General features: G+C 33.7%; 16 protein-coding genes. All 16 read left to right on the top strand.

All coding sequences use genetic code 11. The features are described from left to right. Positions 1-6: 6 nt before the first annotated feature. Complete coding sequence (gene coaE, locus WKK_RS00865; protein WP_013989149.1) at positions 7-597, top strand: dephospho-CoA kinase; 591 nt, start codon at positions 7-9, stop codon at positions 595-597. A 22-nt stretch (positions 598-619) separates the two neighbouring features. Continuing rightward, positions 620-1,912 (top strand): replication initiation and membrane attachment family protein, encoded by a 1,293-nt coding sequence (locus tag WKK_RS00860; RefSeq protein ID WP_013989148.1) that lies wholly within the window; start codon positions 620-622, stop codon positions 1,910-1,912. Between the two features lie 2 nt (positions 1,913-1,914). After that, positions 1,915-2,898, top strand: coding sequence for a primosomal protein DnaI (gene dnaI, locus WKK_RS00855; protein ID WP_006845563.1), 984 nt, complete (start codon positions 1,915-1,917; stop codon positions 2,896-2,898). After that, complete coding sequence (locus WKK_RS00850) at positions 2,895-4,007, top strand: YibE/F family protein (protein ID WP_013989147.1); 1,113 nt, start codon at positions 2,895-2,897, stop codon at positions 4,005-4,007. Before dnaI ends, WKK_RS00850 begins: the two co-directional genes overlap by 4 nt. Then, positions 4,007-4,771: a YibE/F family protein gene (locus tag WKK_RS00845; RefSeq protein WP_006845561.1), complete on the top strand. Its 765-nt coding sequence runs from the start codon at positions 4,007-4,009 to the stop codon at positions 4,769-4,771. Before WKK_RS00850 ends, WKK_RS00845 begins: the two co-directional genes overlap by 1 nt. Positions 4,772-4,929: 158 nt before the next feature. Next, positions 4,930-5,619, top strand: a complete 690-nt coding sequence (locus WKK_RS00840; RefSeq protein ID WP_006845560.1) for a response regulator transcription factor — start codon at positions 4,930-4,932, stop codon at positions 5,617-5,619. A gap of 16 nt (positions 5,620-5,635) precedes the next feature. Next, positions 5,636-7,108, top strand: a complete 1,473-nt coding sequence (locus WKK_RS00835) for a sensor histidine kinase (protein ID WP_013989146.1) — start codon at positions 5,636-5,638, stop codon at positions 7,106-7,108. 106 nt (positions 7,109-7,214) lie between these two features. Then, positions 7,215-8,549, top strand: coding sequence for an FAD-dependent oxidoreductase (locus WKK_RS00830; RefSeq protein WP_013989145.1), 1,335 nt, complete (start codon positions 7,215-7,217; stop codon positions 8,547-8,549). A gap of 309 nt (positions 8,550-8,858) precedes the next feature. Next, on the top strand, positions 8,859-9,275 hold the full coding sequence (locus tag WKK_RS00825; RefSeq protein WP_006845557.1) for a MarR family winged helix-turn-helix transcriptional regulator: 417 nt from the start codon (positions 8,859-8,861) through the stop codon (positions 9,273-9,275). A gap of 113 nt (positions 9,276-9,388) precedes the next feature. Further along, positions 9,389-10,255 (top strand): DegV family protein, encoded by an 867-nt coding sequence (locus WKK_RS00820; protein WP_006845556.1) that lies wholly within the window; start codon positions 9,389-9,391, stop codon positions 10,253-10,255. A 44-nt stretch (positions 10,256-10,299) separates the two neighbouring features. Beyond that, positions 10,300-11,154: a DegV family protein gene (locus WKK_RS00815; RefSeq protein WP_006845555.1), complete on the top strand. Its 855-nt coding sequence runs from the start codon at positions 10,300-10,302 to the stop codon at positions 11,152-11,154. 249 nt (positions 11,155-11,403) lie between these two features. Then, complete coding sequence (locus WKK_RS00810) at positions 11,404-12,249, top strand: GDSL-type esterase/lipase family protein (protein WP_242821444.1); 846 nt, start codon at positions 11,404-11,406, stop codon at positions 12,247-12,249. Beyond that, complete coding sequence (locus WKK_RS00805; RefSeq protein ID WP_006845553.1) at positions 12,249-12,857, top strand: YpmS family protein; 609 nt, start codon at positions 12,249-12,251, stop codon at positions 12,855-12,857. The genes WKK_RS00810 and WKK_RS00805 overlap by 1 nt, the downstream gene beginning before the upstream one ends. Beyond that, the gene (locus tag WKK_RS00800; RefSeq protein WP_006845552.1) at positions 12,857-13,078 is read left to right on the top strand and encodes a YozE family protein; all 222 of its coding nucleotides are present in this window, start codon (positions 12,857-12,859) and stop codon (positions 13,076-13,078) included. The genes WKK_RS00805 and WKK_RS00800 overlap by 1 nt, the downstream gene beginning before the upstream one ends. A 12-nt stretch (positions 13,079-13,090) precedes the next feature. Further along, complete coding sequence (gene ylqF / locus WKK_RS00795; protein ID WP_013989143.1) at positions 13,091-13,969, top strand: ribosome biogenesis GTPase YlqF; 879 nt, start codon at positions 13,091-13,093, stop codon at positions 13,967-13,969. Further along, complete coding sequence (locus tag WKK_RS00790; protein WP_013989142.1) at positions 13,962-14,726, top strand: ribonuclease HII; 765 nt, start codon at positions 13,962-13,964, stop codon at positions 14,724-14,726. Before ylqF ends, WKK_RS00790 begins: the two co-directional genes overlap by 8 nt. The last annotated feature ends 36 nt before the right edge of the window (positions 14,727-14,762 follow it).

Here is a 14,762-nt window from a genome sequence, read left to right as displayed (position 1 = left end):
TTAAACATGCTTGAAATTGGAATTACTGGAGGGATTGCAACCGGTAAATCGAGTGTTGCAAATTATATTCGTGAAAAAGGGTATCCAGTCTTAGATGCAGATGTTATTAGTCGTGAAATTGTTGAACCTGGTTCATCTACGTTACATGCGCTGGAGTTGCAATTTGGTCCTCAAATCATAAACCAAAACGGGTCACTCAATCGACAATTGTTGGGGAGTGTTGTTTTTGGTGATACACAAAAAATAGATCAATTGAATGCAATTATGCATCCAAAAATCAATCAAATTTTGATTCAACAGGCACAAAAACTATTTAATGATGGGCATGAACTTGTGTTTTTGGAAATTCCTTTATTGTTTGAAACTAACAATGCAGCAGGAGTAGATAAAACTATTGTGGTTACGGTTGAACCTGAAGAGCAACAAATACGGTTGATGAAGCGAAATCATCTAACTTTACTAGAAGCTCGTCAGCGTATTAAGGCACAAATGCCATTAGACCAAAAAGTGCAGATGGCTGATTATGTTGTTGAAAATGATCGGTTAGATCGAATGCATGCTAAAGTTGATCATATTATCAGTGAATTGAAGAATTAAAAATTATGAAAGTGGGGGACTAATGTCTTTTAATATTCATCAAAAATTTAAAGTCGTGGGTATTGAAAATTTAACCCTTAAAAATTTAACCAGTTTAAGTAATTTATACTTACCATTAATTGGGATTGAAGCCTTTACAGTTTATATGGCCTTGATGCATCAACCTCAAAGATCAAATAAAGATGTAACCATCACGCACGTTGAATTATTGAATCAATTGAACCTATCTGGTCCACGTTTGATTCAAGCACGTGAAAAGCTAGAAGGCTATGGGCTGATTCGGACTTTCGAACAAGTATTAACATTAGAATCACAATGGGTTTATGAAATAAATCAACCGATTGATGCTGAAAATTTTCTTAGTGATAAATTGCTAGTGAAACTTCTTTCATCTTATTTAGGTGATGATCAATTTGAGATATTAAAAACAAGTTTATTACCTGATTCAGCAGAAATCGAGGGAAATAATGTGTCAAAGGGATTATTTGATATTATTCGAGAGGATAATTTTGATCAGATTGAACCGTTGAAGCCGATTAATAAAAGGTCAACAGCATGGGATGAAGCTCGTCAAAAGGATCAGCCAACTATTGATTTTGATTTAATGTTTGAAATGTTAAAGGTGTATGGAGTTTCTCGGATGACTTTATTGAAAAATAAAGATAATTTAATGCTTTTCAAAAAATTATATGCAATTGATGATTTAAAATTAATTCGACTTATACAAGGGCATATGCTTGACGATCATCAAATTGACATCAAAGGAATCGAAAATGAGTTACGTCAAGAATTTCAGCAGCGACAAGAAGTTACGATCCAACCTGTAACTGATGTACAACCCAAGACAGGAAATATCCTAATTGATCAAGCTAACCAGTTGAGCCCATTAGAATTTTTAAAAAATATTCGCGAACAACGTGGGGGTGTCGTAACGGCAAGCGAACAATATGCAATTGAGCAATTAATAAAATATGGACGGTTACCTAACCCGGTTATAAATATAGAATTATATACACTGAGTGTTTTACAAGATCGCAAAACTTTGCCGAAAGCAATCTTAGAGGCAACTTATTCAGACTGGGCTCAGGCTAACATTAAAACGCCCAGTGAGGCCATTAAGTATATTCAGCAACGAGAGAGAAAAATTAAACAAGGTCAGCAAAATCGTACATCAAGTCGAGCTGGACAGCAGAAACATGAAACAAAACCCGATTGGGAAAATCAACCAATTCAGGAGGTTAGCTCAGCCGATCAGGCTAAACTAGATAAAATGTTAGCCCAGATGGAAGCTAAGCGTGCCATCAAAAAGGAGTGATAATGCCAAATGTAGAACCATTTAATTTTCAAAATAATCGAGGAACTCAAAATATCGGAAAATCATTCCAAGATATTTTAAAAAAGCGGCCTCAAATGAGAAATGAATATGAAAAAATAAGGCAAATTATGTTGGAAGATGCAGAAATTAAAAATTTTATTCAAGAGCATCAGCCGGATTTAAGCGAAGCAATTTTCAATCGCGATTTAGCAACCATCTATGAATATTATTTGCAAAATAAAAAACAACAAGATGGCTTACCAGATGTTCATCCTGGTTATGATCCAGAGTTGTTATTTGTTGATAAACGTGTGGTGATTCAATATCGAGCAAGTCAAAAAATGCAAAAACAACATGAAAAGTTACGAGCAGCTAGTAAAATTATGGCAATTGGTATGCCTAAACAATTAAAATCGGCCACAATGAATGATTTTAAGTCAATGGATTCGGGAATGACTGCCGCTGTCTTAGCAGTTTCGGAATTTATTGAAGATTATGTTGATCGGCCTCAAGAATTTCATCAAGGTGCTTATTTACAAGGACCATATGGGGTAGGTAAAACTTATTTGATGGGAGCAATGGCTAATCAACTGTCTTTTGATGATATTGATGTATTATTGTTGCACTATCCAACTTTGGCTACCAATATGAAAGATGCAATAAGTGATCACAGTATTGACACTAAGACAGTACGGTCAGATATGAAATTGGTAGATATTCTAGTTTTAGATGACATTGGAGCTGAAAGTGATGGAAGTGGTTGGATTCGAGATGATGTTTTGAGTGTTGTTCTTGATTATCGAATGCAAAATGGACTAGCAACATTTTTTACATCTAACTTCTCTATGAAACAATTAGAGGAAGAACACTTCACATTGACCAAGAATGGGGCTGAACCAGTTAAAGCTGCTCGAATTATGCAAAGAATTAAATATTTAGCAAAGGAGATCCCAGTTAACGGCCAAAATAGAAGGCTAAATCCATGATATTAAATAAAGGCAAGAGACATTTTTTGTTTTGGCTATGTTTATTAACAGTTATATTATTTACATATTTTGGATTACGGCATGATGCATCGTTATACAGTAAACCTGTTGTATTGATAGAAAAAGTTAAAGTAATTGATGAAAATAATTCGACTGATGCATATCTGAATCATGTGACTAATTATCGACAAAAAGTTAAAGCTAAATTTTTAAACACTGATCGTCAAGGTGAAAAAATTTGGATTGAAAATAATTATGATAGTAGTCAAGGAATGGATCAAAAATTAAAGCCAAAAATGCAGATTTTTTTACGTCAACAAGGGGATGCTTGGAACTTTGATAATGTTAAAAGAGATGCCACCTGGATTCCGTTATTAATTGCACTAATTGGTTTGTTAATTAATTTGATGGGGAAGTCTGGACGTCTAACAGCCATTTCTTTGGTTTTAAATACAATTTTATTTATTATTACTATTGATTTAAATTTAAAAACTGGGACCCATTATTTATTACCATTATTTGTGATCTTTAGTTTAATTGTGTCTGCATTGACTCTTGGATTGGTGATGGGATTTAAAAAAAGGCAAACATGGGTGATTTTTGCAACAGTGGTTACAACTACACTTATTATAATGCTTTTAGCTGCTTTAGTTTTTAAGTTGAATCATAATCAAGGTGTTAACTTTGAATTGTTAGGGTTCATTACACAATTACCAGTTCCAATGTTTTTTTCAATGACGTTAGTAGGAGTTTTGGGGGCAGTCATGGATGAATCAACGGACATGATTGCTACTTTATTTGCATTAAGAAAAGAAAATCATGATGTAACAACGAAAGAATTAATAATTGCAGGACGACATGTAGGACAAGAAATATTCGGAGCATTAACCAACGTGTTATTCTTGATTTTTATTGCTGGACAGATCCCGATGGCTATTTTGTTTTTAAGAAATGGGAATAACATTGGGTATACTTATGATATGAACATGGCATTGGGGATGGTTCAAACTCTGATTAGTGCGATCGGAATTGTGTTAACAGTTCCAGCTGGAATTTTGTGGGTTATCATTGATTCTAAGTATGAAATGCATAAAAGGAGGCTTAATTAATGTCAGTTACATTCGTTTTAGCACTCATTTTACTAGTATTAATGGTAGTTATTGGTGGTAAAAAAGGAATGGGTGCTTTTGTTAGTCTATGGATTAATTTTATTTTATTAATGGGCATGCTTCTCTTAATTAGTTGGGGATTTAGTATGTTTATGGTGTTATTAATTGGGAGTAGTTTGGTCTTATTGATTACGATATATAGTGCTGGAGCTGATGAAGAAACTACGATGGTATCATTGAAAAGTAGTTTAATCGTTATGTTGATTTTAATTTTGGTGATTATTCCTGTTGAACATTTAAACTTTGTACAAGGATTTACCGTTGAAAATTCAGAAGAGTTGGAAGGCTTATCTTTGCAAATTGGTTTAAATTTTGGGCAGTTGGGAATTGCAGCCGCACTGTTAGCAACACTTGGAGCAATCGCTGAAGCGTCTGTAGCAATTACATCAGGATTATCTGAGATTATGGAACACCACCCAGATATGGAAGTAAATAAATTAATACGATCAGGTTACCAACTAGGTTATCAAATTATAGGAACGGCTTTAAATACTGTTTTATTTGGTTTTATGGCTGATTTTTTGAGCTTGGGAATTATGTTTGCTAAACTTAATTATGGTATTGGAGATATCGTTAATTCTAAATTATTAGTTTCAGCTATTTTATCAATGCTGTATGCCTTTTTTGGTGTTATTATGGTGTTACCAATAACCTTGGGTTTGATTAAGATTCATCAACTAAAAGTAATAAATTCTGAGAATTAAAGTTAAAAATATTTTTAAATTGTATGCAATATAATACCTCGCTGCGTTAAATATGAAAAAACTCTATTAAATTAGTATTTACTTGATGAAAATTAGATATTTATGTTAAACTTAATAAGTTTGTTAAAAATAATGTTTTGAAAGAATAGGGTGCTAAGATGAATAAAATTTTGATAATTGAAGATGAGGAAAATTTAGCACGATTTGTTGAGTTAGAATTACAACATGAAGGCTATGAAACGACAGTTGCCGATAATGGTCGAACTGGGTTAGAAATATCGTTAGAAGAAAATTTCGATTTGATTCTATTAGATCTAATGTTACCAGAATTAAGTGGGTTAGAAGTTGCACGTAGACTTCGAGAAGTCAAAAACACACCTATTATTATGATGACGGCTCGTGATTCAGTTATTGATCGCGTTTCAGGGTTAGACTATGGGGCTGACGATTATGTTGTAAAGCCGTTTGCAATTGAAGAATTGTTGGCACGTATCCGGGCTTTATTGCGTCGAATTAATATTGAAACTGAAGAGCATGCTAGTCATCAAAGTATTGTAAAGTATCGTGATTTGGTGGTTGAAAAAGAAAATCGAATTGCGCGACGTGGTGATGAAATTATCAATTTAACGAAACGCGAATATGAATTACTTGTTATTTTGATGGAGAATATTAATGTTGTTCAATCAAGAGAAGTACTTTTGGCCAAGGTTTGGGGATATGATGATAACGTTGAAACCAATGTTGTAGATGTTTATATCCGTTACCTACGTAATAAAATTGATTATAGTGACTCTAAAACTTCATATATTCAAACTGTTCGTGGAACCGGTTATGTGATGCGTCAATAGAATTTGGAGAGATACAATGGATAAAACAGCCATTGTTAAAAATAATCCCAAGCAAAAGCCAGGTTTGTCACTTAAATGGAAGTGGGCCATGGGCTCAGCATTGGGATTTTTTTTAATATTTATAATTTTTAGTTACATTTTAATTATGGCATTTGCTAATCGTATGTTGGTGGATGAAAAAATTTCATCGCGGGAATCTCTTAATTGGGTAGCCCAACGATTAGAAAAGGTCCCAATTGACAAGGTTAAATCGCAAGAAATTGAATCAGCGATTATTGGAGATAACGCCTTGTCACAAAAACAAGAGGTCGGATTGGTAGAAACTATGCGCCCTGACTTTAAAATCATAATTTACGATGGATCGTATCAAGTTTATCCCAAACATAAACCGGCAATGATTAATTTAGAAAATAGAAAGATTCATTTAGAACATGACCAAAATGGTAATCAAACATTGGTTGGTTATAAAACCATTCATAATAAAAATGGTAAAACGATCGGAGTCATTCGATTAGATAATAATTTAGAACAATTTAACCGTTTATTTAATCGAATTTATATGATTACGATTATAGCAACACTTTTGGGAGTTTTCTTTACTGCAATTTGGGGTTACTGGTTAGCTGATTATCTGTTGAGACCGATGGATGATATTAAAAAAGTGGTAGATGCAGCTAGAATTGATTCTCAATCGCAGGCTCGAGTTGACTCAGATGGAACTAGAAATGATGAAATAACTGATTTAGGTAAAATTGTGAATCGTAGTTTAGATCAAATGCAACATACTATGATGGCTCAACATCAGTTTGTGGAAGATGTTTCGCACGAACTTCGTACGCCAGTAGCAATTGTTAAGGGCCATATGGAACTCTTAAACCGTTGGGGTAAGGATGATCCTAAGATTTTAAATGAATCAATTGAAGCATCTTTAAAGGAAATTAGCCGGATGCAAGGATTGGTCCAAGAAATGTTGGATTTGACACGTGCAGACCAAGTGGAATTAGCTTTTAAAGATGGAAATACTGATATTCGTGAAGTGGTAACCTTAGTATATAATAATTTCAAAATGATCCATGATGATTTTACTTTTATTCTGGATGATGATTTAAAACATCCAACTTTTGTAAATATGTCACGAGATCATTTGGAGCAAATTATGATTATTTTATCTGATAATGCTGTGAAATACTCACGCGATCGCAAAGAAATTCACTATTCTGTGTCACGTAATGGAGGACAAGTTCAGATTGCGGTACAAGATTTTGGTGAAGGGATTAGTCCTGAGGAAGCCCATCATGTTTTTGATCGCTTTTATCGTGTTGATAAAGCTCGATCACGTAAGCAAGGTGGAAATGGTTTGGGCTTAAGTATTGCTCAAAAATTGATTGAGGGCTATGGTGGGACCATCATCTTGGAATCTGCTGAAGGTCATGGGTCGATTTTTAGAATTACATTACCTATTAAAAACAATGATCGTAAGTCGAAATAATTATAAATATATATTCTTTAAAAGATAGTATATGAAAAAAGACGCTAACGTTGTATAATTGACTTATACAAATGAAAGCGTTTTTTTATTATCGGAGGATGGACTAATGAAAGTTGCAATTATCGGATGTACTCATGCAGGTATTTTCTCAGCTCGTGGAATTCTAGAAACAGATCCAACGGCTGAAATTACAGTTTTTGAAAAGAATGATACTGTCTCTTTTCTTTCATGTGGAATTGCTCTATGGGTAGGTAATCACGTTTCTGACCCTGAGAAAATGTTTTATGATTCAGTTGAAGCCATGAAAAATGATGGTATTGATATGAAGATGCAGCATGAAGTTACGAATGTTGACTTGGAAAATAAAGTTGTAACATATCAAAGTTTGGAGAATCAACAAGAGAAAACTGAAAAATTCGATAAAATTGTTGTGACAACTGGTTCAAAGCCAGTTATGCCACCAATTCCTGGAATTAATGGAAAAAATATTTATCTATGCAAGAATTGGGATGATGCCAAAGCTATTAATGAGGCCGTCAAAGATGTTAAATCAGCGATCGTAATCGGGGCTGGATATATTGGAGCTGAAATTGCAGAACAATTTTCAGTAAGCGGAATTAAAACAACTTTGATTGATGGTCTTGATCGGGTTCTGGCAAAAAACTTTGATAAAGATATTACGGATGAAGTTGAGATTGAATATCAAAAACACGATGTTACTTTAGGCTTAGGGCAAATGGTACAAGCGTTTGAATCTACTGATGACAGTGTTAAGGTAACAACTGATAAGGGATCTTATGAAGCAGATATTGTTGTCTTAGGAATTGGATTCTTACCACGGACTGATTTATTTACTGGGCAAGTTGATATGATTAAGAATGGAGCTATTATTGTTGATAAGTATATGCAAACTTCAGTTAAAGATGTTTATGCGGCTGGTGATTCTGCGACTGTATTTTATAATCCAACACAGCAAGATGACTACATTCCATTGGCAACAAATGCAGTACGTCAAGGAATTTTAGTTGGTAAAAACATTTTGAAGCCCACTGTAGCATACTTGGGAACTCAAGCAACGTCGGCTGTTGAGCTTTATGGTAAGGCAATGGCCAGTTCTGGATTAAATCAGCAATTAGCTCAAGCACGTGGTATTGAAGGAATCAAGACCGTTACCATTGAACAAGATTATCGACCTGATTTCATGTTAACGACAACCCCTGTACGTGCTACTTTGGTTTGGGATGAAAACACTCGGGCTGTTTTGGGTGGATCATTTTATTCTGAACATGATATTTCACAAACTGCTAATGCCTTATCATTAGCGATTCAAAATAAGATGACAATTGATGAATTGGCGCTTTCAGACTTCTTATTCCAACCAAATTTCAGCCAACCAATTAATTTCTTAGGGGCAGTGGCTATGGCAGCAGCAAAGCAATAAGCTATTGTTAAATTTCTAAAAATTTTTAAGGTTGGGACAGTCTGTCCCAGCCTTTTTATAAACTTATATAAACACTAAATATTTTTTAAATCTAACCGGCGGAATGTGAAAAATATAATTTAAATAAAACATAGATAATATTATTCTTTATTTTTAAATATATTTATTCTTATCATAAAATTTAATAGGAAACTACCATGGAAGCGATTATAATATTTATTAAGCACTTTTATTTTTAAATTTTGAGAAAAAGTAGCCATGATTTAAGATTATTTAAAATTGAGCTAGTCCTATTGGGAGGAGTTGCTAATGAAAGAAATTTTAAATGCATTACATGAAACAGATAAAGATTTTCAAAAAATTTTAAAAGAAATTATGAAAGATTATAAAATAACCATTGCAGAATGGCATCTTTTAATGAAAGTGGACAATGAATTTGATACTCAAGATCAATTGAGCCAAACAACAGGGTTAGATACTTCAACCCTCTCACGACAGTTAAATGCTTTAATGAAAAAAAAGATGATTGAACATCAGGTTGTTGGCCATGATCATCGACATTTTATATATCAAGTTACACCGTTAGGGGCAGAAAGTTTGGCCAAAATTAAAGCACAGTATCAGGCGACTGAGCAACAAATTTTTTCCGTTTGGTCTGAAGAAGAAAAGTCAATGTTGCAAATTTTAATAAATCGATTGGACAAATCAATTCAAAAAGGATTGTAAATCTCGGGTGGAAGCTAGTCAGTTCTAGTGGAACAGCGTATAATGAATAATTAATTTATTATTTGAATTATTTAGATGCCCAAATATTTTTAGATTAGAAAAGAGATTTATTTATGAAGATTGCAATTATGACCGATTCAACGGCAACAATTAGCTCTGAAGAGGCTGAACGATACAATATTAAAGTAATTCCAATTCCAATTATTTTAGATGGTAAGGCGTATAAAGAAGGAACTGAAATTACACCAAAACAGTTTTATGAGAAATTAAAAACTTCAGATTCATTTCCATCAACTTCCCAACCAGCTATTGGAGAATTGATGGAAATTTATGAAGATTTGAAATCCGAAGGCTATGATAAAGTAATTTCAATTCACTTAGCATCTACAATTTCAGGGTTTATCAATAATGTAGCATCAATTGCAGATAAAATTGATGGTTTGGAAGTTATTCCATATGATTCAAAAATAACGGTTCGTTTGATGGGATGGTTGGTTTTAAAAGCTGCTAAAATGGCACAAGATGACAAAAGTGTTGATGAAATTTTATCAACTTTAGATCAACTTCGTGATTCGATAGATGAATATTTCGTAGTTGATGATTTGAATAATTTAGTGCGTGGCGGACGTTTGTCAAATGCTGGGGCCATTATTGGAACAATGTTAAAGGTTAAACCAATTTTAACCTTTGATAACGATTCAAACTATATTGTCCCATTTGAAAAAGTTCGTTCAATGAAGAAAGCTAAAAAACGAGTTGAAGCCATTTTTAAGGATGTATTGATGAATACTGATTATCCTTTGAAACCATTGGTTATTCATGCAAATGATCCAATTGAAGGTGAGAAGTGGCGTCAAGAGCTTGAAGGAATGTATCCTGAATTGAACTTTGAACTTTCTTATTTTGGCCCGGTGGTAGGAACCCATTTGGGTCAGGGAGCATTAGCGGTTGCTTGGATGCGTGATCCAGAAAGTTTGTAAAAAATTAAATTATTAGTATTACATTTATTAGGTAGGAGAGAAAGATGACTAAAGTTAAAATTGTAACCGATTCGACGGCAGTTTTGTCAGATGCAGAAATTAAGGATTTGGGGATTAAAGTAATTCCTTTGAATGTTATGATTGATGATAAGACGTATACAGATGGTGTTGATTTATCACGTGAGGAATTCATGGATAAAATGGCACAGGCCAAAAATCTACCTAAGACATCAACTCCTGCGTTGGGTGTTTTTACCGATGCTTATGAAGATTTATTAGCTAATGATGATGATGTGGAAATTATTAGTATTCACTTAACTCCAGGTTTGTCAGGGACTTTTGACACTGCACAACAAGCAGCTAAGATGTTGGAAACTGATAAAATTCATGTTATTGATTCAACCTTCATTGATTGTGCATTAGGGTTCCAAGCAATTAAGGCTGCTGAATTAGCCCAACAAGGTAAGTCTGCGACAGAAATTATGCAAGAAATTAAAGCGGTTCATGCAAATACGGAATTGTACTTAACTTTGAGTTCTTTAGATAATCTAACAGCGGGTGGACGTATTTCGAAAGCAACTGGCTTTATTAGTGGTTTGTTAAATATTAAAATTGGGGCTCATATTGTTAATGGTGACATTATTGCCGAGACTAAAGGACGTGGGTCAAAAACAATTAAGAATTATTTGAAGAAAATTGTGGATCAAATGCATGAAGCTAAAGGTATTCAAAGAATTGGATTATCACATGCTGGAATTCCAGAATTGGCGCAAGAATTAGCTGATATTTTAAGAACTGAGTTTCCTGAAGCCCAAGTTCATGTTCAACAAACGACACCAGTTGTATCAACGCATACTGGCGCTGGTGCATTTGGGCTTAGTTATTTAAAACAATATTAATTATTACTAATGAAGAATAGTGCTGGAACTTGTTTCAGTTCTATTTTTTTTCATTTAACAGAAATAATTTAGTATATCATCCTTAAAATAAGGTCTTAATAATTGTTAATTCATGATTAGGAAAAGGTATTATGTTAGAATTTACTAAAAATAAAGTATAATGATTAGAAATGTCTTGAATTTTATTTGGTATAATTAATTTCTGCGTGAAAGGGGGGATCGATTATGAAAAGAATACTAATCGTTTTAATGACATTATTGATTAGTTTTAGTCTTTCACCGTATATTGAGGCTAAGGAAATTGTTAAGAATCAAGTTCAATTAGTGACGGTTGGTGATTCTTTAACACAAGGTGTGGGAGATACCACTAATCAGGGTGGTTATGAAAAAAGAATTGCGAAATTAATTGAGAAAAAAGATCATGTTAAGGTTAAAACCAATAATTATGGTAAATCGGGTGATCGTTCCGACCAAATTTTAAAGCGTGTTCAAAAAAATGGAATAGCACAGAAAAATATTAAAGAGGCTGATATCATTGTAATGACATCAGGTGGAAATGACTTACAACAAGAATTATTTAAATTAATTCAAACTAAAGAAGAAAAAGATATTTTGTTAAAGGTAAAATCACATAAAGACGAATATTCTGATAGTTTGAATGAACTTATGAATTACATTAGAAGTTTGAACCCAGATGCTCCTATATTTATTTTTGGAAATTATAATCCTTTGTATGTTTATTTAGCTAATCGACCTGATATTAATCAAGCTGTGCATCTTTATAATTCAATAAATAGTGAAACAGCTCGTGAGAATAATAATGCATATTATGTTTCAGTTTTTAATAAACTTACTTATGGTCAGTTTCAAAGCAAAAAACAGCAGGCTAAGCTAGAAAAACAATCAGCAGCGTCTTTTACAGGAACAGTAGATAATAAAGTAGTTAAATCGACTTTAAATGGTCCCAATAAAGAGAAAAACGAATATATTACTAGTTCAGATCATTATCATCCAAATAATAAGGGGTATGATCAGATGAGTAAGGCACTTTTTAAAACTGTTCAAAAACAAAAGGATGAGTGGATATATAAATAATGGTTAAAAAAGGATTGACTAAAGAACAACATCAGTTTAGACAACAAGGAATTTTGTGGGGGATTGGAGGAGCTTTAATTGTTTTAGTTTTTGTGGCTTTAATTTTAATGGTGATGCCACAAGGAAAGGAAAAACAATTTAGTACCCAGCAACAAGTTAAAATGACCGATGCTTCAATGGATGTACAATTAACGAAGAAAAATTTGAATGCTTGGATGAATAAATATTTGAATGATGATCCATCATTGAAAAAACGATTACGCTTTGAAATGGGGCAGTCAAGTATGATGGTCTATGGAACAGAACGCCTTTTAGGGCAAGATGTAGACTATGGAATGAAGATGACACCATCTGTCACTAAAGATGGTAATTTATTATTGCACGCTGATTCAGTTGCAGTGGGGCAGTTGCCTTTACCAGTCAATTATGTGATGGGTGGACTAGCTTCGCACTTAGATTTGCCAGCATGGGCCGATGTGAATCCTAAGAAGCAGACAATTTTAATTGATTTTAAAAAAGTTCCTAAGGTTTCTGGTATGCAGATTAAAATTAAGCAAATTAATATGAAAAAGGATCACTTTGTGTTCCAAGTGGGGTTACCAAAATAATGAGGCGTTCATTTTATCAATGGTTGATGACACAAAGAGATCCAGTCACACACGATGAAGTTAAAAATTTTGCGAATGGAACTTTTTATGATCAAGCATTTCCAAAGCAAAGCACAGATTTTGATGAACTTTCAAGATATTTGGAAGAAAATGGCAATTATTTACAAGCAATGGATATTTTTGATGCAGCTTGGCGTCAATATCTAGCATCAGAAGAATAGAGGTTTATTTTTATGGGACAAATTATTCAGTGGTATCCAGGCCACATGGCGAAGGCCTTCCGCTTAATGCGCGAAAATATGAAGTATGTAGATATTGTATTTGAATTAGTAGATGCCAGGATTCCATTGTCTTCACGGAATCCTGAACTAGATGATGTCTTAGGAGATAAGCCACGGTTATTGGTAATGACTAAGACCGATTTAGCTGATCCATCCCGGACTAAGGAATGGATTACATATTTTGAAACACGAGGATTAGCAGTAGTCGCTCTTGATTCACGTGACCGGAAGACCCCTCAGACTATTACAAAAGCGGCGCGTAAAGTTTTGGCTGAAAAGTGGGATCATCTTTTGGAAAAAGGAGTTAAAGACAAGGCGATTCGAGCTTTAGTAGCTGGGATTCCAAACGTTGGTAAATCAACACTTTTGAATCATCTGGTGATGAAAAATGTAGCCATTACTGGTGATCGACCTGGAGTTACTAAAAAATTACAATGGCTAAAAACACCTACTAACTTAGAGTTATTAGATACACCAGGAGTTTTATGGCCTAAATTTGATGATCAACGCGTTGGTCAACATTTAGCTATGACTGGTGCAATTAAAGATCAATTGATTAATGTGGATGATATTGCTTTAGAAGTTTTGAAATTTATGCGTGAGTATAATCCACAATCGATTACTGAGCGGTATAAACTGCCATCAGATATTTGGGACGAAGAAACTGATGTTAACATCTTGCTTTTGATTACTCAAAAATTAGGTTTTAAGGATGATTATAATCGTGCTGGTGAAAGAATTCTGCTAGATTTGCGTCGTGGTAAATTGGGAAAATATACGATTGAAGTGCCTAATGATCAAATCGGGCAAAATGATGTTAAAAATGGATAAATTAACGATAGCCGAAGTTAAATCAATCTTACAACAACCAAAAATTAAGGCTGACATTTTAAAACATTTAGCAGAGGATGATCGTAAAGGCGTTCAACGTTTATTAGTTAGTTATCAACGCCGAATTGAGAAGCAGCAAAAGATGCAAGCTACTTTTAATGAACGACAAGTTTTTGAACAAGCATATTGGAAAAAAGGTCAATTTGTTGCTGGTATTGATGAAGTTGGACGTGGCCCTTTAGCTGGCCCTGTTGTTGCGGCAGCAGTGGTATTAGATGACAATTTTGATTTAATTGAAGTCCATGATTCAAAACAATTGTCTTTGAAAAAAAGAGAAGCGCTAGTTCCTAAAATAAAATCCCAAGCTTTAGATTATGCCTTTGGAGTAGTTACATCTGAACAGATTGACGAAATTAATATATATCAAGCTGCTCGAGTTGCTATGCTTGAGGCTTATAAAGGGCTCCAATATAATGTAAATGGTTTATTAATCGATGCAATGGACTTGGACATAGAGCTTGATCAAACTAGTTTAATTAAAGGTGATGATCGTAGTATTAGTATTGGAGCTGCTAGCATTTTAGCTAAAGATTATCGAGATAATTTAATGGCAGAATACGATTTAAAATATCCAGGTTATGATTTTAAAAATAATGCCGGATATGGTACTGCTAAGCATTTATCTGGACTAGAAAAGTTTGGCATTACACCAATTCACCGAAAAACTTTTTCACCCGTTAAAAATTATCTGAATTAATATTATTTTTGAGATCCTTTCTTTATATTGGAGGAA

The organism is Weissella koreensis KACC 15510 (genome assembly GCF_000219805.1).
GTDB classification, from domain to species: domain Bacteria; phylum Bacillota; class Bacilli; order Lactobacillales; family Lactobacillaceae; genus Weissella; species Weissella koreensis.
This window is presented reverse-complemented; position numbering and strand designations above follow the sequence as displayed.